The 22718-nt window shown below is 49.3% G+C and carries 21 protein-coding genes and 1 CRISPR repeat array; of the genes, 16 read left to right on the plus strand and 5 right to left on the minus strand.

Annotation, left to right across the window (positions count from 1 at the left end; translation table 11 throughout):
• Nucleotides 1-38: 38 nt before the first annotated feature.
• Nucleotides 39-338: a hemagglutinin gene (locus tag L3556_RS09015; RefSeq protein WP_277866942.1), complete on the minus strand. Its 300-nt coding sequence runs from the start codon at nt 336-338 to the stop codon at nt 39-41.
• Nucleotides 339-473: 135 nt separating this feature from the next.
• A CRISPR array of direct repeats spans nt 474-1677; the repeat unit is 36 nt; unit sequence GTTTCCATTAGTTCGACTTCTTGGGATAGAAGCCAT.
• 292 nt (nt 1678-1969) lie between these two features.
• Here L3556_RS09015 and cas1 point away from each other — a divergent pair.
• From cas1 to L3556_RS09070, 12 genes are all read left to right on the plus strand, one after another.
• On the plus strand, nt 1970-2761 hold the full coding sequence (cas1, locus tag L3556_RS09020; RefSeq protein WP_277866943.1) for a CRISPR-associated endonuclease Cas1: 792 nt from the start codon (nt 1970-1972) through the stop codon (nt 2759-2761).
• 157 nt (nt 2762-2918) lie between these two features.
• Nucleotides 2919-6029 carry a type III-B CRISPR-associated protein Cas10/Cmr2 gene (cas10, locus tag L3556_RS09025; RefSeq protein WP_277866944.1) on the plus strand — a complete coding sequence of 1037 codons (3111 nt, stop codon included), beginning with the start codon at nt 2919-2921 and terminating at the stop codon, nt 6027-6029.
• Entirely contained in the window at nt 6029-7192 is a 1164-nt protein-coding gene (locus L3556_RS09030) for a type III-B CRISPR module-associated Cmr3 family protein (RefSeq protein ID WP_277866945.1), read from the plus strand. The genes cas10 and L3556_RS09030 overlap by 1 nt, the downstream gene beginning before the upstream one ends.
• Before the next feature lie 57 nt (nt 7193-7249).
• Entirely contained in the window at nt 7250-8053 is an 804-nt protein-coding gene (gene cmr4 / locus L3556_RS09035; RefSeq protein ID WP_277866946.1) for a type III-B CRISPR module RAMP protein Cmr4, read from the plus strand.
• Between the two features lie 23 nt (nt 8054-8076).
• Nucleotides 8077-8292, plus strand: coding sequence for a hypothetical protein (locus L3556_RS09040; RefSeq protein WP_277866947.1), 216 nt, complete (start codon nt 8077-8079; stop codon nt 8290-8292).
• Between the two features lie 110 nt (nt 8293-8402).
• The gene (locus L3556_RS09045; RefSeq protein ID WP_277866948.1) at nt 8403-8795 is read left to right on the plus strand and encodes a hypothetical protein; all 393 of its coding nucleotides are present in this window, start codon (nt 8403-8405) and stop codon (nt 8793-8795) included.
• Nucleotides 8796-10727, plus strand: a complete 1932-nt coding sequence (locus L3556_RS09050; protein WP_277866949.1) for an RAMP superfamily CRISPR-associated protein — start codon at nt 8796-8798, stop codon at nt 10725-10727.
• A gap of 48 nt (nt 10728-10775) precedes the next feature.
• Nucleotides 10776-11033: a hypothetical protein gene (locus L3556_RS09055; protein WP_277866950.1), complete on the plus strand. Its 258-nt coding sequence runs from the start codon at nt 10776-10778 to the stop codon at nt 11031-11033.
• Complete coding sequence (locus tag L3556_RS09060; protein WP_277866951.1) at nt 11030-11233, plus strand: DUF2283 domain-containing protein; 204 nt, start codon at nt 11030-11032, stop codon at nt 11231-11233. The genes L3556_RS09055 and L3556_RS09060 overlap by 4 nt, the downstream gene beginning before the upstream one ends.
• Before the next feature lie 225 nt (nt 11234-11458).
• On the plus strand, nt 11459-12049 hold the full coding sequence (locus tag L3556_RS09065; protein ID WP_277866952.1) for a Uma2 family endonuclease: 591 nt from the start codon (nt 11459-11461) through the stop codon (nt 12047-12049).
• A gap of 63 nt (nt 12050-12112) precedes the next feature.
• Entirely contained in the window at nt 12113-12241 is a 129-nt protein-coding gene (locus L3556_RS16315) for an element excision factor XisI family protein (RefSeq protein WP_422110777.1), read from the plus strand.
• A 177-nt stretch (nt 12242-12418) separates the two neighbouring features.
• Nucleotides 12419-13633 (plus strand): hypothetical protein, encoded by a 1215-nt coding sequence (locus tag L3556_RS09070; RefSeq protein ID WP_277866953.1) that lies wholly within the window; start codon nt 12419-12421, stop codon nt 13631-13633.
• Between the two features lie 202 nt (nt 13634-13835).
• On the opposite strand, the gene L3556_RS09075 is transcribed toward L3556_RS09070, so the two are convergent.
• Nucleotides 13836-14042: an NAD(P)H dehydrogenase subunit NdhS gene (locus tag L3556_RS09075; RefSeq protein WP_277867633.1), complete on the minus strand. Its 207-nt coding sequence runs from the start codon at nt 14040-14042 to the stop codon at nt 13836-13838.
• Nucleotides 14043-14196: 154 nt separating this feature from the next.
• Between L3556_RS09075 and L3556_RS09080 the strand changes: the two genes are divergently transcribed.
• The 3 genes from L3556_RS09080 to L3556_RS09090 all read left to right on the plus strand — a co-directional run bounded on the left by L3556_RS09080 (nt 14197) and on the right by L3556_RS09090 (nt 17730).
• The gene (locus tag L3556_RS09080; RefSeq protein ID WP_277866954.1) at nt 14197-15252 is read left to right on the plus strand and encodes an ABC transporter ATP-binding protein; all 1056 of its coding nucleotides are present in this window, start codon (nt 14197-14199) and stop codon (nt 15250-15252) included.
• Entirely contained in the window at nt 15245-16102 is an 858-nt protein-coding gene (locus L3556_RS09085) for an ABC transporter permease (RefSeq protein WP_277866955.1), read from the plus strand. Before L3556_RS09080 ends, L3556_RS09085 begins: the two co-directional genes overlap by 8 nt.
• Before the next feature lie 62 nt (nt 16103-16164).
• Nucleotides 16165-17730, plus strand: a complete 1566-nt coding sequence (locus L3556_RS09090; RefSeq protein WP_277866956.1) for a GldG family protein — start codon at nt 16165-16167, stop codon at nt 17728-17730.
• 60 nt (nt 17731-17790) lie between these two features.
• Here the strand turns inward: L3556_RS09090 and argS are convergent, their stop codons facing one another.
• Genes argS through petN form a run of 3 tightly spaced genes read right to left on the minus strand, consistent with a single transcriptional unit; the run spans nt 17791 to nt 19858 of the window.
• Complete coding sequence (gene argS, locus L3556_RS09095) at nt 17791-19563, minus strand: arginine--tRNA ligase (RefSeq protein WP_277866957.1); 1773 nt, start codon at nt 19561-19563, stop codon at nt 17791-17793.
• A gap of 24 nt (nt 19564-19587) precedes the next feature.
• Nucleotides 19588-19755 carry a hypothetical protein gene (locus L3556_RS09100; protein WP_277866958.1) on the minus strand — a complete coding sequence of 56 codons (168 nt, stop codon included), beginning with the start codon at nt 19753-19755 and terminating at the stop codon, nt 19588-19590.
• Nucleotides 19756-19768: 13 nt separating this feature from the next.
• On the minus strand, nt 19769-19858 hold the full coding sequence (gene petN / locus L3556_RS09105; RefSeq protein ID WP_277866959.1) for a cytochrome b6-f complex subunit PetN: 90 nt from the start codon (nt 19856-19858) through the stop codon (nt 19769-19771).
• 111 nt (nt 19859-19969) lie between these two features.
• On the opposite strand from petN, the gene L3556_RS09110 reads away from it, so the two are divergent.
• Nucleotides 19970-22702, plus strand: coding sequence for an AAA family ATPase (locus L3556_RS09110; protein ID WP_277866960.1), 2733 nt, complete (start codon nt 19970-19972; stop codon nt 22700-22702).
• The last annotated feature ends 16 nt before the right edge of the window (nt 22703-22718 follow it).

Here is a 22718-nt window from a genome sequence, read left to right on the forward strand (position 1 = left end):
GATTTACCCAAACTTAGGTTAAAGATGATTTTCATGAATTATCCCAACCGTTGATCAAAGAATGACAGCTTAATGAGATAGGCGATAATCGCACCAGTGAGGGTAACAATAAATCCCCAAAGGCGCGAATCAACGGTCTTTTGGCGATCTTGAAGGTCAATGACTTTGTCATCTACTGCTTTGATTTGACCCGACAGCTTATCGTCTACGGCTTTGATTTCAGCCCGCACCGTGTTGATCTCTCCAGATAGTCGCTCCTCTAGCGTGTTGAACTTTTCGCTAGTCTCAGCTTGGCTGACCTTCACCTCTATGGTTAAGTCGTGTATCTGTGTCTGCATAGCCCTGATGTCAGTCTGCATGGACTTGACTGCATCTAATACTTGCCCTATCTCTGACCTAGTGGCTGGCTCACTCATGGCTTATTCACTCTCGCTACTTTGACAGTAGCACTCCCAAGGATGCGATCGCCCAAGGTTTCCATTAGTTCGACTTCTTGGGATAGAAGCCATTCTAAAAAGTGGATTCAACCTAAACCATTGGCAAAGCCGTTTCCATTAGTTCGACTTCTTGGGATAGAAGCCATGTATATGCTACTCACACTAACTTGCTTTTTTATTCGTTTCCATTAGTTCGACTTCTTGGGATAGAAGCCATCAGATACTGCATGGCATGACAGCTAAGATCAACGTGTTTCCATTAGTTCGACTTCTTGGGATAGAAGCCATGTATATGCTACTCACACTAACTTGCTTTTTTATTCGTTTCCATTAGTTCGACTTCTTGGGATAGAAGCCATCAGATACTGCATGGCATGACAGCTAAGATCAACGTGTTTCCATTAGTTCGACTTCTTGGGATAGAAGCCATGTATATGCTACTCACACTAACTTGCTTTTTTATTCGTTTCCATTAGTTCGACTTCTTGGGATAGAAGCCATCCTACGGATTACAATACGGCTCTATAGAGGTGTTCCAGTTTCCATTAGTTCGACTTCTTGGGATAGAAGCCATATATCTCCAGCGCCTCCACGCCCATCGGGAAGCAACTGTTTCCATTAGTTCAACTTCTTGGGATAGAAGCCATAGGCTGAATGGGCTATCGATATTTTTGAAGTAAAAAGTTTCCATTAGTTCAACTTCTTGGGATAGAAGCCATCTAAAACCTTTACGGCAAAAGTCTCCGCAGTAACCTGTTTCCATTAGTTCAACTTCTTGGGATAGAAGCCATGAGGATAAAAAAATGAACCAATTTCCCGCAAAATTGTTTCCATTAGTTCGACTTCTTGGGATAGAAGCCATTTCAAGCATTTTGTTTTTTTTTCAAGGTAGATCGCCCGTGGTTTCCATTAGTTCGACTTCTTGGGATAGAAGCCATTTCCACAAAAGGCAAAGTATTCGGACGGAACCGCCTAAGTTTCCATTAGTTCGACTTCTTGGGATAGAAGCCATTTTCCGCTATTGTGGCGGATTGGGCCGTGGAAGGGGCGAGTTTCCATTAGTTCGACTTCTTGGGATAGAAGCCATTCGAGCGTTCCATTGCCCTGCCCCCTGCGGAGCCGCCGAGGTTTCCATTAGTTCGACTTCTTGGGATAGAAGCCATTGAAATCAAGTCGTCCAAAAGGACGACTTCAGTAAACACAAGTTTCCATTAGTTCGACTTCTTGGGATAGAAGCCATAGCTATGTATATTAGCATAACTCTGGCCTGGGTTTGAGCCACCCATTTCGAGGGGGTCAGCGGACACCCCTGGGCAAAGTTTTTTTATCATAAAAATAAAAACCTGGAACCCAGACCAGCAAAGGATTCGGCCCCCTTTACCCAATAATGCGGGTTTCCAGCCACAGCGGCAGGGATCCGAATCGAAAACCAACCAAATATAACCAAAGATTAAGAGTTGTCAGCAATAAAATATGTATATATACTAATGATATAGTTCAAACGCGCTCAAGCTGCACAGCAGTATTTTCCTATGACAACAACCCTCTATCTTAATCGCCAAGGCTGCTCCGTAAGCCTCAAGCAAGAAAAAATCATCGTCAAATACAAAGGCGATATCTGCCAAGAGTGCCAACTCCAATTGATTGATCTCATTTTAGTCTTTGGTTCTGTCCAACTCACCACCCAAGTCATTCGTGCCTGCCTAAAACGAGGGGTAACGATCTCTTACCTTTCCCAATCTGGCTACTGCTATGGCCGCCTTTTACCCATCAGCAAACGAAAAAACTCCCTGCAAACCTATCAAAATCGCCTCACCGACACACAAAAATTAACCGTTGCCCGCCAACTGATTCATGCCAAACTGCACAATAGCCGCGTCATCCTGATGCGCCAATACCGCCGCCGTCCCCAGCCCACGATTCAAAACGCCATTGATCACTTGCACCTTGCCACCCAACGGAGCTTAAACGCTCAAGACCTTTCAGAACTGACTGGCATTGAAGGTGCCGCGGCCCATCGCTACTTTGAAGCCCTTGGGGCCTGTTTCCAGCACCCAGACCTGACCTTTGGCGGCCGCAGTCGCCGACCCCCAGGTAACGAAATAAATGCCCTACTGAGTTTTGGCTATCAAATACTCTGGAATCATTTGTTTGGCCTCCTCGATACCTGTGGCTTTGATGCCCATCAGGGTTGTCTACACCAAAATCACCATGGCCATCCTGCCCTAGTCTCAGATATTCTTGAACCCTTTCGCGCCCCCATCATTAAGAAGACCATCTGCGAATTTATCCCCTCACTCGCCATACCGAACCCCATATTCTGATTTGGGGAACGGGTCTACCTTCACAAAAGCCATGCCAAAGTTTGATTATTAAGAAAAAAACCATTTAATAATTCTTTATAAAATTGATGACAATATAAAAATATTGTAAAGAACATGAACTAACTCCTGTCTGGCGTTTAAGCTGTCGAAAACCTAAGTGAATACCCTCACGCCCGTTATGTACTATCGCCGCAAGCTCTTTGCCCTTTTCCATGATCCCTTGCTCAAGGCTCTATTTAGGGATAAGTCTGAAAAAGGTTCATGGCGACAGTTGACGTGCCTATCTGAGGTTGCCTCAGAGCTAGAGACATGGTGGAGCAATCATGAAGGGGGAGGTGTCCTTGCGGATCATATTTCCTCCGCGTCCGATCGCCTCAGTTTTCGTCGGGATATGCAGGTCGATGCCACAGTTGAGCAGGCAATGACCACCATTGAAGTCTGTCACCCGATTACCGGAGCAAAGCAAACGCTTGATTTTGGTGATACCTACACAGATGATCGCCTCATCGAGATTGATAACCGTACCCTTTGGATTAAGATCAAAGACCTGAAAGGGGAAGAGGGGGCCAAAAAAGCCTTTTGGTGGGTGTGGCGATTTTATGGAGATGCCATTGCCAGTGATCAGGGAATAGATAAACGCGATGTCCTGCTATTGCCGGCGGAGACGCGATTACCAGATTGTCCGGTGATGTTCCACAATGCAATTACCGCTGCCTTGACGGGGGCAATGTTTCCCACTGATGTGGAGAATAATGCTGCTGTGGGCCATCCCTGGCTGCTGATGTTTTCCTTCTCGCCAGTACAGGAGTTTATTAAAGCCTCCCGCAAATTTCTAGACTTTTGGGCAGGTTCCTATCTGCTCCATTATCTCAGTGCGCGACTGTGTTGGTATCTTGCGGAAAAGTATGGCCCTGATGCGGTTATTTCTCCCAATCTTCATGGGCAGGCAATCATTGATGCTTTTTTAATTCAAAAATATTCTGATCCCGATTCTGGCTTTGGTGAATATTTTGATCATTTGAACTTGCCAAATCCCCTGAAACAGTTTGACAACGAGGAATCTACCAGTTTAAGTACGGCGGGTTTTCCCAATGTGATTTCAGCCTTAATTCCGGCGGGCGATCGCACCACCCTGGGCCCAGAACTGGAGCAGTTTTTACAGACAGAATGGCGGGAGATCGGGGACAAGGTACGGGATAGCATTAAGGAAACCGTCCAGGGGATCTATGGCGATCCCAAAAGAGTCAATGAGATTCAAGACTGGATTGATCAAGCCTTTCCTGACGGTATGTGGGATGCCCTCAAAGATGAATTTTTAAGCTGGACACAGGGGGGACGTTGGGAATGGAATCGGCTCTGGCAGACCCAACTGGATCACTCCTGGGAAACCTATTGGATTGCCCTGCCCCTAGGAGTACCGGATCAATCTCTAGCTAAAAAACGGTCAACATCAGATTATGGCGACTGGAAAGCTGCCCAGGATACCCTCGCCCAAGGGACGAATCACGCCATCCCCATTCCGACGGCGACGGAAGAGCGCATTTACGCCAGGATCAATGTGGGAACCTGGTGGCCACTTCTACAACAACGGTTGGGGGAGGGGTTATCTGCGATTAAAAATACTCGTAATTGGCAGATTCCGGTGGCCCCAGGGGAGCGATCGTCCATATCTGGGCAGTATAGTGTGGTGCATCCCAACTGGCTCTACCGCGATCGCTTTTGTGAGGGGGGTGGGCTGCCGACCAGTTCCTTGCGTTTGTTTTGGCAGGTGATGGCCGTAGCATTTCCGGGCTTGTTTAATGGCTCAGAGCGGCTCAATGCCCTAGAACTGACGAAACGGATGGCCTGGAAGCATGGGGGTGTGGCGGAATCCCTGGGAATCATGTCTTTTAAGGAAGATGATTATGAAGGTTTGATTCGATTTCCTAATTTGAGTGCGATCGCCGCTGCCCGGTTTATGAAAAACTACCCTGATTTGGTGCAAAGCTATTGGCAAAAATTGAATCAGGCGATCGCTAATCAGTCCGACCTCCAAGGATATAAATCTTTAATGCGATCGCTAACCCATCGCCCCAATCACATTCGCCAGGTGGATGAGGCTCTAAAAAGCCATGGCAATCAAAATTACAACGGTGTCATGTTTTCTGCAAAATGGTTAGGGGATGACCTGGCCCTAGAGGGAGAAGCCCTCAGTCAATTGCGGGGTTGTGTGGATCGGGCCCATCAATCTATTGGCTGGGGCGATCGCTCTCCGGCAGACTGGTGGGGGATTGTTTTAGCCGATGGCGATAGTATGGGCGACTATGTTCGCGGTAAAAAACTCAAACCCTATGGGGACTATGTACCCCAAAAAATTCTAGAACAGATTGATAAAAATGCCGCCCAAACTGGCCCAACCCAAGACCAGTGGCAACGCTGGCAAGCATTGATGAACGCGCCGAAACGGATGGGGCCCGCCACCCACGGGGGGCTTAACCGCGCCCTCCTAGACTTTTCTAACCGGATTGTGCCCTACTTGGTGGAGCATCGCTTCTGTGGTCGAGTGATCTACAGCGGCGGGGATGATGTGATGGCCGTTTTCCCCCTAGAGGATGTTTTGCCCTTTATCCATTCTCTGCGGGCGGCCTGGGCCGGTCAAGGGGATCCGGGGGGTGACTTTACGCCCACGGGTGATTATTGGAAACCATCAAGTAAACAGGCAAAAAAAGTTCTTGGCGATCGCCCTCATTTTACGATGGGGGATGGGGCAACCCTGAGTATGGGAATTGTTCTAGCCCATAAAAGCGTGCCCTTACCCACTGTCCTAGAAAACCTTTGGCAAGCCGAAAAGGATCGCGCCAAAAAACTCCCTGATAAGGACGGCCTGTGTTTTCGAGTAATTTATGGTTCAGGGAATACCCTAGAAGCCTTACTCAAAGGAGAGATGCTGGCGGATTGGTGGGACATTCTTGCTCTTTGCTCCTCCGAGGTTAGCCCGGTTTTCCATCGCCTTGCCAGCGAACTCCCCCGCCATTGTTATTTATCCAAGGATCATCTGATTTCCCAGGCTGTCCAGGCCATTCTCTTACGTCGCCAAGTGCCATTGCCCCCTACTTTTGATGATAATTTACGCCGCTGGTGCGATCGCTGGGAATACTGGGCAATCCATCATGAGAACTCTCTGGGAACTCGCCTTGAGGATTTGATGCATCTGTTTCGCCTCAGTGCCTTTTGGTTAGATCACGGGGAACTAGCTGCCATCCACTCAGAACCAGCGCAGGCTGCCTAATGACCCATCTCGATGGTTTGCACTGGTATCGTTTAGAACCCCTCGACATTTTGCTTTTTCGGGATGCGCGTCCCTTTAATCCAGGGGATGGATCCTGGGCTAAAAGCTTATGTCCACCACCGCCGCAAACAGTCTTTCAAGCCCTGCGATCGACCTTGCCTGCTTACCAAACAAAGAACCGAGATTTAACTTTTATCGGCCCTTTTTTAATGGATGAGACCGATACCGTCTGGGTAACAACCCCCAAAGACCTGATCTGTATTGGCCCAGATCCGGGGAAGGCCAGTGATAAAAAGACGGGTGTGAACGATGTCTTAGATCATGATCAATTAAGCCGGGTGAAACGCCTTGATCGGATGGTGCCAGCCCAGGGCGATCGCTGGCAATGGATCCACCATCCCCTCCCCGGTTCCTTGCGCCCAATTGTGCCCCCCCAACTCAACCCCAAAGAGAAAGAGGTAATCATGGGTCGGCCGGGGCCCTTAATGAAACTCTCGGCCCTAGAATCCTACCTAAAGGGGGATCTGTCTAAACTCAGGGCGCAAACGGATTTTCATATATTGCCTTGGGATACCCAAATCTTGCCCCATAATTCCCTTGCCCAGGGCAGTCGCCAAGTTCTCCCAGAGGGGGGCTATTTTACGGAGGTGGCAACACGGCTAAAACCAGGCTGGGCTTTTTTAGCAGGGATTAGTTGCCAGATCACAAGCTCCACAACTCGCTTAGGTGGAGAAGGTCATCATGTGCAGATTTCACCCCTGACGGATCAGCCCCTAGAATCTTTACGACAATCTTTGCAACGGGACCTGGCTCCAACGGGGGGAACCGTTGCCTATGTTTTAACCCCAGGTTTAGCCCAAGCGGAGAGTAATGCCCCCATCTATGGCCTCTATCCCCAGGACTGGCTCTCGGATTCAATAGGTCTTATTGGGGTCGTGGGCGATCGCCCCCTGTTGATGGGGGGAATTTCAGTGATCAATCGTAAAGGCGGTGAGCGTGAACCGGCCTATTTACCCCAACGGGCTTTTGTCAGTCCGGGTACGATCTATTGCTTTGAAAAAGCCTATCAGCCCGACGTGAATCGGCTCCTCTCTGGGGTTAATGCTGTTACGAAGAAAACATTGGAGGCCCTACATTATGGTCAACTGCTTTGGGGTAGGTAAGGGTGATTTAGAAAAACTCGTAGAACAGTATCAATTATTTAGGGCAGTATTAATTCAATGACCAACATTAACTTAGTGTATTTCTATCTCCTGACTCCCCTCCACACAGGCGGTACAACTCAAGAAGGCAACCTACTTGGCATTGCCCGTGAATCCCATACAGATTTGCCCTATGTACCCTCTAGTTCCATTCGCGGTCGCCTGAGAAGTATGACAGATAGCGGCATCCGCAATCAGCTATGGGGAAACACGATTGGTGATGTTACAGGGGGGAGCGAAGAAAATCTAACTCAAGGGGCCCTCTGGATTGGCGATGGCTCCATCCTTTGGTTGCCTGTCCCTTCCCTTAGTCATGGGGTTGTCTGGATCAGTTCTCCGATGCTATTGCAACGCTGGAAACGTCTGCAAGGTGAGTCTATTACGGTTCCTGACTACAGTACCAATTTGAAAAAAGGTAAGCCGATCTATCTGAAGGATGCCATTATCAAAGAGACAGAATTAAGAGAATGGAGTAACTGGAAATCCTGTATTCCTGAATCATCTGAAACGAAGGGGATTCAGCGAGTATTAGTTCTACCGGATCAACACTGTGCCACCCTCATTCAGATGAGCCTTTGGCGACAGGTCAAGATCAAGCTGGATGAGCACAAAACCGTGGATGGTGGTTTCCGTTATGAGGAGGCGGTTCCACCGGACACATTGATGTATTTCCCTTGGGGGATAACATCCCAGGCCAATGGTAATGCCAGTTCAGCAAAGGTTGACTTTGAGAACCTGCTCTCTGAGCATGAGATTTTGCAAATTGGTGGACAAGAAAGCTTGGGACGGGGCTTTGTTCAAACTTGGCTAGCATCTAACTAACCCGTCTGCTTAGGAGCGGTGGCATGATGGACAAATTACAGGAACGCTATCTCGTTGATGATCAGGGTAATCGTATTGGTGTGTTGTTAGATATTACGGCCTACCAACAGTTGCTCGACAAGTTGGAGGAGTTGGAATCACTCTATGCTTTTGACCAAGCGGAGGCTGCTGAGGATGAGGCAATACCGCTAGAAGAGGCGATCGCAGAAATCGAAGCTCAGAAGGACTCATCGCCATGATTTATCGGTTTCTTTATAAAATTAATGGCATCCAGCAAGCCGTTGAGATAGTTCACATTGGACATAGTCGAGATGTGTATCGTCAATGATTTTTAGATGGGAGAAGGGCAATGGGATTTGATCCACGCACAATGGGTAAGCCTGTATATGAAGCGTTACAGGCACTGAAAAGCCAGCCCAACCAAAATGATGCTCGACTTAAAGAGCAGAAAAATCAGGCTGTTGAACTGTATACCTACCTTTCTACTTGGGGTTTATTGCGGCTCAAGGCAGAAGAAAAGGCACTGAGTCAAGAAGGCAAAAAGCAAGTTGTCAAGTCATTTTTTCAATGTCTACAGGCAATTTCTGAACAATCCAAGCTAGTTGGTGATGAGGGGCTAAAAACCCTCAAAGACCTTAGCACAGATGAATATTTAGGGTTAATGGGTCTAGGGCTAGCGATCGCCCAAGAATTCAGCTTTTGGGCCACTGCGGTTTATCACGATATTACGGGAGAAGTATAAATGGTATTTGAGCGTCCAAAACGACCGGGAACTTCTAGCTCTCAACCTAATCCCACTGGTTATCCTGGCTCGGGAGGGAATCGCAATCGGGGTGGAGGCAGCAATAGTGACAGTAATGGCGATAAACCCTCCCCTTGGCTAGAACATCCCTTGGACCCCAACCCCAATCCAATTCCTGAAGCCAGTTTTGTGGAGTATCTGCGGTGGATGAGATCGCCCGATAGCGAATATAAAGACCCCACTAAGGTGCAAATTCTACAAATGGCAGAGGAGAGAGCCAACTATCGAGATCGCCTCACTACCCTCACCAACCGCACTAAGCTTATTGCGGGAGAAGGCAATACTTTTCAGGCCAGATGTCTATGGCGCATTCGGGTCGGTGGCCACCGGGGGCCAGAGAGTATTTTGCTGCCTGCTTTCGATGCCTTGGGCATGCCCTACATTCCCGCCAGTACTCTTCGCGGTGTTGCTCGAGCCCAGGCTATTCGAGAACTGATAAAGCAGGAAGGCTTGTCTTGGAAGCGGGCAGAGGAAACTATTTCACGCCAGTACTTTGGGTATCTGGATAGTAAGAAAAGTGATGAGCGATCTGGGAAGGTTATTTTTTTAGATGCCTATCCTTTGCCACAACAGTCTGGTAATGGCGGTGGATTAACGGTGGACATGGCTAACAATATTTGGTCATGGGATGCAGCAGGTCAAGATTTGCTCTATTCGCCAAATCCAAATCCGTTCTACTCCCTCAATGAAGCCACATTTTTGATTGGTTTACGCTCGACCAGAAACGGAGATGATGAGAACCTTAGCAAAGTAAAGCAGTGGCTTAGTAAAGGGCTTCAAGCTGGGATTGGCTCCCAGGTAAATACAGGTTATGGCAGCTTAGTCAGGGCAGGGCAAAAAGCTCAAGACGACGAATTTTTTAGCCTGGAGTTTACGCTAGAAGGCCAACTCATTCACGGACGGCAAAAGTTTACTCAATGGAATTGGAACGATCGCCGCCATGAATGGCAAATGCGGGGTAATCCAGACGCAGAAGTACGTCCAGTTGCCTTTAAATCTATGTTGCGCTACTGGTTTCGATCTTTTGCTCTAGGCGTATTGCCTGGTCGCGAAGTACAGCAACTAGAGGGCCAATTATTTGGCTCTATTACCCCAAAGCCGATGCAGGGTTGGGTAACAGTGAGAATTGCTGATGGTAAGTTAGTGAAACGGGAAGCCCGACCCACTCGTCAAGGAAAGAATGATTCCTGTGGAGAGCAATTTGGTCAATTAATATTGGCCTGTTCCTCGGAAGCACCGTTAAACAAAAGGCAGAGTATAGAACAATTATTTAAGCATTTGACTTGGATGATGTTTCATCTGGGTGGAGTAGGTCAAGGAGCAAGGCGGCCTTGCTATTCTCGTAGAAACCGAGAACGGGCTCCTTGGTGGCGGGGGGCAACTCTGATTCCAGAAATAGAGCATGGGTTTTGGTCATTGCCCGATGGGGTACAGAGGTTCCAGCAATTATTCCGGCAGCGGCTACAGGTGTTTTATAAAGCACTAGGGCAAATTGCCGATCGCCCCCTGAATCCCCGACAACTGCTAAATACTGGGCAAGTTCGCCAGGATTGCTGGAAAGAGTCAGTAGATACTAACTGCCGTATTGTGGTCTGTGCCGGAAATGAAGATTTTGACAAACCCTATGCTCTGTCGATTTTGCACGGAAACGATTTCAAGGTTAGGAACAAGCTCGGGCAGGTTGACTATGATCCCAATCTCTGTGGAACAACTAAGGGAAAAATAGTCAAGCCCTCACCTGTTTGGATTGCTAATTTGGGAGATTATCAAGTTGCGACTGTCTTTGGGGCAAATCAGAATCCTCGAAAAGAGTATCTTAATGTACTGAAACAGAAAGCTAACGAGTACAATCAGATTTTCCCACTGACGTAAACGCGATCGCCCAACTCTAGCTGAAAGTCAGACGAACCAAGGTTCACCATGAAAACCACGGCTTATTTTGAATCTGTTGTTCGTCCCAAACGTCCAGAGATTGAAATCGCCTGGATCGAACAAGTGCTGGCAAATCCCATAAAAACCGTCACCCAGATCGATAGACGGATGTGCCATTGGGCGAATATTCCTGAAGCCGATGGGCGAGTACTCCGAGTCGTGACCTTAGAGGATGGTGAAACTATTCACAATGCCTTTTTCGATCGTAACTTTTTCAAAAAACAGCAGCGAGGTGAGCAACCATGAAAGTTCAGTACTTTTCTGATACAGACACCCTCTATCTAACCCTACAAAACAAGCCCAGCGTTGAGTCGGAAGAAGTTTCTCCAGACATCATCCTGGATTTTGATGCAGATGGAAATGTGGTAGGTATCACCATCGATCATGCCTCTCACAAACTCGATTCCCTCAACCTAGAGGCAATTTTGGCATCAACCGCAGCGTAGTAAGCTGGATACGGATTTATGGTTCCCTGATTCATATTGATCTCAAAGGTGACAAAATCTGGATAGCGATCGCCCATCCCAAACCCATGCATTTACTAACCCCCCTACCACCATGGCCATTCTCGAAACCGATAGAACCTACCTAGGTCTTTCGCCATCTTGTCCTCAACCCCAAAACTATTCAATCAACTACAATAGTTCTAACATTGCCCATCATCTCCCACCATGCTCCAAGCAGCAGACCATCGCCTCAGACCCTTAACCTTTGATGAATACCTCGCCTACGACGATGGTAGCGACACCCGCTATGAACTAGAGGATGGGGAACTGGTAGAAATGCCCACCGAAAGTCCCGAAAATAACCAAATTGCCCAACGGCTGTATATCGAACTCCTCAAACATCTGCCCTACTATCTGATTGCCCACAAAGATACCGAACTTGAAGTTAGTGGTCGCTTAGCCCGCTGTCGCTTACCCGACCTGATGGTGCATACTGAAGCCTCTTTCACAGCATTAAAAGGAGCTAGCCGAGCCATCATTACCAGAGACATGCCCCCTCCTGCCCTCGCGATTGAAGTAGTCTCTCCCGGTATAGTCAACCGCACCCGCGACTATCGCCACAAATATACCGAATATGCAGCTCGTTGCATTAGCGAATATTGGATTGTTGATCCAGAGGAACGGCAGATTACGGCCTGCCAATGGGTAGAGGGTGTTTACGAGTCGGTCTCAGTCATGGGCCAGAACCCAATTCTATCCTTGGTGGTTCCTGATCTAAAACTGACAGCCGATCAATTATTTGATACTTCTCTTTAGCCTGAAACTGTTGTGTTTATATTCCAATAGGGCACCTCGATTAATCGAGTTTTCAGCATCTGGATTGAAAGCGATCGCACAGAAGTTGGGGTTGTCAATTTGTTAGTTGAGCAGGGGATTGATAAAAAAGATATTGTATTGGCCTATCATGCTCCCTATCTACACCAGTATACTGAGTTTGGTGTGGACTAGCTAATGGATGAGAAGTGATCAAAATAGCTCAGAATTAACATTCAATCAATGATCCATCATAGGCAAGCGACCTGTAATCAGTACGAAAACAAACTAATTATCATGGCAAGTATTATTCTTTCGTTTGTGGGCAGTCAAGATCCCTATTCTGAGAATACGAATCAGGAAGGATCGATCGTGAGCTTGGTTAAACATTTCTTACAGCAGAGGGTGGTGATTAAACGAGTGGTCTTGTTGCATACTACTGAGACGGCGACGAATGCCCAGGATACGCAGGAGTGGCTACTGTCGGAGGTGGCGACGTTGACGGCAGAAGCGATCGCGCTTTTCCCTGTGAGTGCGGCCTTTTCAGCTGACCCGATTAATCAATTGCTAGCGGTGCATGAGGCTCGTCAAGCGTTGGAGAAGGCTAAAAAGGAGCAAAGTCCACAGGATCGACTGGAGTTGAATGGTTCGTCAGGAACGCCCACGATGAAGTCCTGTTGGAGTATTTTGCAGGCGATGGGATTTGCACCGCGTAGTCATGTGTGGCAGATCCGTAATCCAAAAAAAATGCAACCAGGTCAGGCGCGGGTGTTTGCGGTGGATGTCAACGCGCTGAAAAATGAGGTAGATAATCAGCTGATTCAGTGCCAGGTGCGGAACTATAACTATCAGGGAGCACTAATCAGTTTGCAAAATAGTTCGTTAGCTTCACCTGTACTAGAGGCATTGTTAAATTATGGTTATTATCGTCAGGTAAGGGATTTCGATCGCGCGTTTAATGCCCTATATCTGGTTAAGGATGAAGTTGATTCAGTGTGGTTAAAGGAGATTGCGACGCTGCGGCGCAAGGAGATGACGGCAATTTTGCGGGATGCCTATTTTCAAGCGCAAATCTTGCTGAAACTAAAACGCTATGCAGAGTTTCTGGTGGTTTTATCAGGCTTGCACGAAAATCTAATTCGCTTTCTGGTGACAGATCGTAATCATATCGGTTTACAGATATTGACAAAACCTGGCGATCGCGATCAAGCATGGACGATAATTCGGCAGTTTGATCAGGGGCAGTTGTATCAATTTTTGCAAGGGTATCGGTTACCGAGTGGGATGGCATTACGGGTGTCGTCGGAGGATGCGATCGGACGGTTTACGTTGATTGCAATTCTGGACTATTTTCCGGATTTGCGGGAAGTTGTGTTGGCAATTAAGGAAATTAATGAGTATTGCGATCGTCGGAATGAGGCGGTGCATCAGTTGGCGGGGGTGTCGGCGATCGAGGATCAGGAGAAGTTGCTAAAGAATTTGCGGCGGGCGATACAATTTGTGGTGAGTTTGGGGGAGGGGAATCCGTTCGATCGCTTGAATAAGGAAGTTTGTGGGTTGCTTGATCGGGCCGTAGCAGGGGTTTAGATCACGATCAGGGAAATTTAGGGTTCTGAAGACGGAATAACTTCGTTTTGCCCCAAGAGGATTTTATTTTATCTATTTGTTTATAGAGATCACTCCCTTCTGCAAGACCTGTACCAGTGGGGGATTGAACAATTACAACCTTAAAAATCCAATCCCTAGGAGTCGCAGAACTCCAGCCCTGTAAACGCTAGGGGCTATTTCACTATTTGTTTGTGGCGGTTGCCTCGTTGGAGGCCAGTTCTGATAGACGAAACGTGACCAACTTATCCCAATTCCCACCCTCAAATAGGACGGCGGCGCGACCATCGCTAATCCGCTGCACCTGGCCCTCAAACCCATAATAGGTATCGGCGGGGTTGATCACCTTAACGGTTGTACCCGGCAAAATGGTTAGGGTATCCAGGTTCATTCGTTTTGAGGTCATGGCAAAATTAACCATTGCAACAACTGCCATTCTAGAATAGCACTGAGAAACTTACGATAAAGGTACATACTGGTAGGATAATTCTCCAGTTACACCCGTCATTGGAGTTAAGACTGGAGTAAGGATAGCTGAAATTACCATGATTGATGTCGAACACCTCACGAAAACCTATGGCAGTACCCTAGCTCTGCGGGATGTCAGTTTCCGGGCCGAAACCGGTGAAATTCTTGGGCTGTTGGGCCCAAATGGTGCGGGTAAGACCACCACTATGCGGATCCTATCGGGCTATTTGCCGGCCACCAGTGGCACAGCGGCGATCGCTGGCTACGATGTCCACGAAAATCCCATGGCCGTGCGCCAACGCATTGGCTATTTACCGGAAAATCCCCCCCTCTATACGGAAATGACGGTGGAGAGCTACCTGCACTTTGTCGGGCGTATTAAGGGGATCAGTTCCGGCGATCGCCCCCAGCAGGTAAACCGGGCCCTCAAAAGTTGTGGTTTAGAGGATCGGCGGAAAACCATTATTCGCAAACTCTCGAAGGGGTATCGGCAGCGGGTTGGCATTGCCCAGGCGATCGTCCATGATCCACCGGCAATTATTTTGGACGAACCCACCGTTGGCCTAGACCCCCGGCAAATTATTGAAGTTCGCAAGCTGATCCAGGCCTTGGCAGGCCAGCGCACCATCATTTTATCCACCCATATCTTGCCAGAAGTGAGTATGACCTGCGATCGGGCAGTGATTATTAACCGAGGCGAGGTGGTGGGCGTTGGCAAAATTGATGACTTGATGCATCAGTTAAGCGGGGGCTATGCGTACAATCTGGAAGTTGCCGGCGACCCTGAACAGATTCAAAACACCCTAGGGGGAATCAGTGCCATCCAAACCATTGAGTGGTACCACAACGAAGAATTAGCAAGACACGAACGCTACCAGTTGCTAATCACCTGTCAAAATGACCTAGGGGCAGATATTGCCACAGCCCTAGTCCATGCCAACTTAGGCCTCTACGAAATGCGCCGCAGTCAAGCCAACCTCGAAGATGTGTTCTTAAAGCTGACCACGGATGATAGTGCCAGCCCCCTCCATCCAGCCATGGAAGGAGATGCGGTGGATGAACATCTTGAGGATGACCCAGATGATCAACCCCTTGCCCTGGAACCCCCTCTGAATGAGGATACCCATGAGTAACGTGCAACAACTTCAACCCAAACCCACGCGAGGATGGTTTTATCCTATCCGCATGATTGCAGCCAATATTTTGGCGATCTATCGGCGGGAACTCCAGGGGTACTTCCTTTCGCCCTTTTTCTACGTTATTGCCGGGGTGTTTTGGCTCCTCGCCGGGCTATTCTTTGCCTACATTGTCACCACCGTTGTGCAGTATGTAGCCCAAGCTGATCTGACACAGCAACAATTTGGTACGCCCTCCCAAGCAATTGACGTGCCCCAACTGATCCTAGAAAGCTATCTGGGGCTATTGGGGTCCATTTCCCAGGTGATTTTGCCCATGTTGTCCATGGGTCTGTACACGGAAGAACGCAAGCGAGGCACTCTGGAGCTTTTGGCCACCTCCCCCATTACCAACTGGTCGGTGGCAACGGGCAAACTGTTAGCGGTGGTAACGTTTTTTGCAACTCTTATTTTGCCCCTGATGGTCTATGAGTTTATTACCCTAAGGAGTACCAGCCCTCCCCTATCGCCGTGGTTGATTTTGGCGGGTCATGGTGGCCTCATTCTCTTTGCGGCCATGATCCTATCTCTGGGGATGTTTCTGTCTTCCCTGACGGATAGTGCCATTGTGGCGGCGATTATGACCTTTGCTCTCCTTCTGATTCTCTGGATTTTGGATGCCCTCGCCAAAACCACCGGCGGTGTCGTCAGCGAGATACTGACCTACCTATCCCCTGTGGAGCATTTTTCCTCCATGACTCGTGGGGTGGTGCGAACCAATAGTCTTATTCTCTTTGGTAGCTATATCTTTTTGGGTATTTATCTCACGGCCCAGTCCATTGATGCCTTCCGATTCCAACGCAACTAGGCTCACCATTACCCTTTTACTCATACTTGCTCTACCTCACCTAAACTCACCTAAATAGGTCTATGAAGCGCGTTTCTCTCCCCAAAAAATTGCCCTTTTCACCGTCTTCCCAGTGGTTGCTGGGCCTCGCCCCCCTGCTCTTGGTGGCGGGTATTGCGGCGGGGGTGGTGACGGACACCTGGAATTGGTTGCCGATGACCCTTCTGGCCTTGGCCGGTCTGTGTCTATTGGCCTGGCTGGTGATGGAAGCGCGGGTGTCTGGGGGATTCTGGGGGCGGCGATCCACCCAGGTGGGAACCAATGCCCTACTCTCGTTGGTGGCGGTATTAGTGTTACTGGGGGTGGTGAATTTTCTCGGCGATCGCTACATGGTGGAGTTTGACCTCACGGAAAACCAAAACTTTACCCTGGCGGCGGAAACCCAGGAGGTGATTACCAGCTTAGAGGAGCCGGTAAATATCCTCGTCTTTTCGGCCAATCCCAATCCCAGCGATCGCCTCCTCTTAGAACAATACCGTCGTCAGAGTGAGGGGCAGGTTAATTTTGAATTTGTGGATCCCCAGGCCCGCCCCGGATTAGCCCAAAAGTATAATATCCAACGGGCCGGAGATGTGATCTTAGAGGCAGGTAATACCTCCCGCCCCCTGGAAGGAGATCTTTCGGAAACCAACCTAACCCCAGGGATACTCCGAGTCACCAGCGATCGCCGTACCCGCGCCTACTTTACAACGGGCCATGGTGAAATTCCCTTAACGGGTGAGGGGTCTAGTCTTTCGGAGGTGGCCCAGGCTTTGGAGCAGCGGGCCGTTGAAGTCGAACCCTTAAATCTATTGGAAACGGGTAATATTCCTGAGGATGCCAATGTGGTGATTGTGGCGGGGCCCCGGCAACCCTTTTTGGAACTGGAGGAAAATATTCTCGAAGACTACCTGAAACGGGGCGGAAGTGTTCTGTTGATGTTGGATGTGGATGGCAATCCGGGTTTGACCAGCCTATTATCCAACTGGGGGTTGACCCTGGATAGTCGTTGGGTGATTGATGGTTCAGGGATTGGTCAACAGGTGGGCCTAGGGCCGGATACGGTCATTGTCACCCAGTATGGCAATCATCCCATTACTGGCAAATTTGCCCAGGGGCCAAGTTTATTCCCACGGGTGCAAGCCGTTGTCGTGGAGCCAGTGGATCAAGACGAGGTGGTGGATTTGGTGATCACTGGGGAACAAACCTGGGCGGAAGCGGAATGGCAATCCGGTGATCTCACCTTTGATGAGGGGGTTGATACGCCGGGGCCCTTGACCTTGGGAGTGGCAATTTCCCGGCCCTTGGCGGTTCCTGAAAATGGTGAAACCCTGGATAAGGAATCTCGCTTAGTGGTCTTTGGGGATTCGGAATTCGCCAGCGATCGCGTACTGGCCTACCAGGGGGTGAATAGTGATTTATTTATTAATTCCGTTCTCTGGCTGGGCGATCGGGATGATCAAGTTTTGACGGTGCGCGCGCGGGAGTCTCCCAATCGTCGTCTCCAGATGAATGTGGCCACCAGTCGCTGGATTTCCGTGATCAGTTTGCTGATTTTACCTTTAATCGGTTTTGGTCTGGCAGTGGTGGTGTGGTGGAAACGCCGCTAACGGTATAGGTTTAGCCTGATTGACTGATCCCAGGGATGACATGGAAAGACATTAAAGACATTACATGCGATCGACGGTGGCAATCCCCAAGAGAGAGAGACCCAGCTTTAGGGTCTTAGCAGTGAGATGAGCCAAACTTAGGCGGGAGGTTCGCACCGGTTCGTCGGCGGCAAGAATGGGGCAGCGATCGTAGAATTGATTAAATTTTTGGCTTAACTCAAAAAGGTATTGACAAAGCCGATTGGGTAGTAGCTCTGTCGCCACTAGATTTAGGGTTTCTTCCAGTTGCACTAAATGTTTGCCTAGCAATAGCTCGGTCTCATCCCTTAGCTGGAGTTTCCCTAGGTCTAGGTCATTGACATCAATCTCACCTTTGCGGGTAATTCCTTGTACGCGCACATAGGCATAGATCAGATAGGGGGCGGTGTTCCCTTGGAGGGAGAGCATTTTATCGTAGCTAAAGACATAGTTACTATTGCGGTTTTGACTGAGATCTGCATATTTGACGGCACCGATGCCAATCACTTGGGCCACCTGGTTGATAAAATCGGGGGATTCTTGGCGATCTTCGCTTTTGAGCCGCTCCTCTAGATCGGTTTTGGCCCGATGTACCGCTTCCCCTAGCAAATCCTTGAGGCGAATCGTTTCCCCTGACCGGGTTTTTAGGCGTTTACCCCCTTCCCCTAGCACTAGGCCAAAGGGGATATGTTCAACCTGAATAGAATCGGGCAACCAGCCAGCGCGGCGGGCCACCTGAAAGACCTGGGCAAAGTGACTGGACTGGCCCACATCCGTGACATAGATCAGCCAATCGGCACCGTCTTGGTTAATGCGGTAGCGGAGGGCGGCCAGATCCGTCGTGGCGTAGTTGTAACCGCCATCGGATTTTTGAATGATCAGGGGTTGGGGCTGACCGTCCTTATTGGTGAACCCTTCCAGAAAAACAACCTTGGCCCCTTGATCAACCACAAGCAGGCCCAGGGTTTCTAGGTCGGCGACAACGGCGGGCAAAAATGGATTATAGAAGGATTCGCCCCGTTCTTCTAGGCAAATATCAAGGGTCTGATAGATTTTTTCAAATTCGCGCCGAGATTGATCGCAGAGGAGTTGCCAGGCTTTGGTACTGGTGGCATCCCCCTGCTGAAGGTGGACGACTTCTTGACGGGCCGCGGTTTGAAATTCTGGGTCTTGATCAAAACGTTGCTTGGCCTGTTTATAAAAGGTGACGAGATCCCCTAAATCTAAGGCATCAGCGGTTTCCAGGGCATCGGGATAGACCTCCTTCAGGTAGGCAATGAGTAGGCCAAACTGGGTTCCCCAATCCCCCACATGGTTCAGCCGCAGTACGCCATGGCCCTGAAACTCGAGAATGCGAGCAATGCAATCGCCAATGATCGTGGAGCGCAAATGCCCCACATGCATTTCCTTGGCAATATTGGGACTGGAAAAGTCCACGACAACTCGACGGGGTGGGTGGGTGGGTTCAATGCCGAGGCGATCGCCCCCTAAACGCTGCCGTAAAATCGTTTCCAGGTATGGGGTTCGCAGCCGAAAGTTCAGGAATCCGGGGCCGGCAATTTCCACTGGCTCACAAATATCCTCAACCTGAAGATTCTCCACAAGGCGATGGGCCAACTCTCGCGGTGAGGGAGGTTTACTGCCATCCTGGGCTAGGGTTTTGGCCAAGGGCAGGCAGATGTTGGACTGGTAATCGCCAAACTTGGCCTGACTGGCGGGGACAATTAAGGGCCCAGGAACCGATACTTCATTCCCAAAGGCGATATGAATCCCCTGCTCTAAACGGGTTTGGAGAAGATGAAGAGGAGAAGTCATGGGCGATATTTCATGAGCGGCTCATTAGCGGCGTTGTTGTCCCTGCCGATCCCGTTTATCTTGATCCAAACGCCGGCGATCGCGCCATTCAGCAAAGGTTAGGTAGGCAATTCCCCCCGTAACCACCAAGAGCAGGGCTACGGCAGCCAACACTAAGAGATCAATAAAGGAAAAATGAGTAATACTATCCACAGGACTCCAGCAACTACATACCGTGACGACCCCAGACAACAAAGGCAATGGAGAGGGTAAAGACACCCAAAATACCAACCCAACCGAGTGAAATAATATCCATGGCAGTTTTAATTATTAAATTGCGTCCACCGCCTATTTTATCTCACTTGGCATCGTTCACTGGGGATTTCACCAAGCTTACTCGTTTCACCCGTCTATAAATGACTCGTCTATGGAAATTCAGGGCATCACCCTCACAGATTTTAAGATTCACCGCGATCGCCATTTTGCCTTTGCCCCTGGAATTAATGCCATTTGTGGTGATAATGGAGCCGGTAAAACCAGCATTATTGAGGCGATCGCCTGGGTTTTGTTTGACCATGCCGATTATCCCAAGGCAGAACTGATTCGCGCCGGGAGCAATAGTGCAAAGGTGCGGGTGGTTTTTACCTCTGCCCAGGATGGATGCACGTACCATATTCAACGCTGTACCTCCCAAGGCTACGATATTTACGATCCCCAGCTAAAAAAACAATTGGGCCTGAAGAAAAAAGAGGATGTGGGCCAATGGCTACAGCAACATTTAGGCCTAGGACGCGATCTCAAACCCAGTCAACTGTTCTCGGATGTGATTGGCATTCCCCAGGGAACCTTTACGGCGGATTTTCTTAAGACAGCGGCCGATCGCAAGAAAGTTTTTGATCCCATTTTGCGCGTTGAAGAGTACAAACAAGCCTACGAACGCTCCCGGGAGCTTCGCACCTATGCCCACGGCCAAGTCACCCAACTGGAGCAAAAAATCCAGGCCTATCAGGAGCAACTGAAGGAATGGCCCCAGCAAAAACAGGCCTACCGAGCATTAGACCAAGAAATTCATGGCGATCGCCAACGGTTAGGCGAGTTAGAGCAAGCACTGCAAAGCCTTCAGGGGCAACGCCAAGCCCTACAAATCCAGGCGGAAACCCTCCAGCAACTTCAGCAAACCCTGGTGACTCTGAAACGGAATCGCCAGCAAGCCCAAGAACAGCAACGGCTCTATCAGGAGCAATACCACCAGGCCCAGCATAGCCAAGGCCTATGTGAAACTCACCACCCCGACTACCAACGCTACGGTGAACTGCAACTCCTGATCCAAGGACTGGAGCAACGGTTAACGGCTCGCTCAAGCCTACAAATCCAAGGCCAAGATTTGGACAACCAATTCCAGCAGATCCAGGCCCAGCAGCTAAAAATTGAGTTCCAACTCCAGGCGATCGCCACGGCGGATGCCAAAATCCAGGAATTAAGCCCCCTCCTTTTGCGGCAGCAGCACATTGAGCAGGAACTCCATATCCTGGCCACAGCATTAAAAACGGCCCAGACCCAGGCAACGGAATTACGGGTATTACAGGAACAACAGCAACGCCATCTCCAGACCCAAAACGCCCTGGATCAAGAAATTGAAGCTTTGCATCCCCAAACCGTCGGGGCTGATAGGTTAGGAGACTTGGAAGATCAACGCCAGCAACGGCAAAACCAGATCACCCATCGCCAAGCTGCCCAAGCCTTTGCCACAGAGTTAGGTGCGTTAGTCCAAAAAGGCTATCAGGGCCGCGATCGCTGGTATCCCCAAGCAGAAGCCATCCTTGGTCTCCTTCGTGCCGAATTGCCATCCCCCATTCTTGAACAGGCGATCGCCACCATTGAGCAGGGCCGATCGGAATACGATCAATTATTCAGCAGTCTAGGGCAACTGTATCAGGCCCTAGGGGATGCTCCCCCCCTAGAGACTCTCCAGGCAGACCTTCGCCAACTGGATCAGCAGATTCATCAGGCCCAAAACGCTCAACGGGCCCTGGCAACCCTGGGGGAACGGCAGCAGCAGCGGCACACTTTGGAGGTAACCCTCCACCAACTGCAAATACAAATTACGATTCTCGAAAAAAGTCTGATTTCCGCCAACGACCTCCGCGATCGCCAACATCAACTAGAGCAAGAACTCGCCCAATTAGACCATCCCCGCACTAAAATTCAGATGTTGCAGGAACAGCAAGAAAAGACACCCCAACTTCAGCAGGCACAGGGGCAACTTAGGGCAGAACAAAGCCAAATCCGTGAGGCATTATGCCAAGTCAATCAGGAACTCACAAGCCTAGATAGCATTGAAGGCGAACGACAACAGTTGTTCCAGGAACAGCAGCAGGTCAGCCATGGCTATCAAATTTATCTGCAACACCTGGCCATGGCACAAACCCTCGTAGATCGCCAGGGGGACTTAGATCGGGTTCTGAGTCAATTAACGGCCCTTGATCAGGACTACCTGGCCACAGAAACCACCTTAAATCAACAGTCTCAGACCTTTGATCCAGCCGAACTTGCCCAGCTAAATCAAGCCTACGAGCAGACTCAAGCCCAATGCCACTATCTCCAGGGAGCCTTACCCCTAAAAGAAGCCCAACGGGCCCAACTACAACAGGCCCTTGATCAGGCCCAGAACCTTTATGAGGAACTGCAAGTTGCTGAACATCAACTGCAAGAAAAGCGACGAATTCTGCAATTCATTCATGATGCCCGACAAATTTTCAATAGTAGTGGCCCTCGGATTAGTCAGTATTTCATTAGTAGTATTTCCCGCGAGGGCGATCGCCTGATTCGGGAACTCCTCAATCGCCCAGATGTGGCCTTGACCTGGACAGAGGACTATGACATTCGGCTTCAGGAGAGTGGCCATTGGCGCACATTTAAGAGTTTATCTGGGGGGGAACAGATGTGTGCGGCCCTAGCGGTGCGTTTAGCACTCTTAAAAATTTTAGTGGATATGGATATTGCCTTTTTTGATGAACCCACCACCAATATGGATCAGCACCGTCGGCAACAGCTTGCGGATGCCCTAAGTCACCTAAAGAGTTTCCGTCAGCTATTTATTATTAGCCATGATGATGCCTTTGAAACCATGACTGAAAACATTATTCGCGTGGAACGGTAAAGGATGATTAAACCAA

It is taken from the genome of Candidatus Synechococcus calcipolaris G9 (assembly GCF_029582805.1).
GTDB lineage: Bacteria > Cyanobacteriota > Cyanobacteriia > Thermosynechococcales > Thermosynechococcaceae > Synechococcus_F > Synechococcus_F calcipolaris.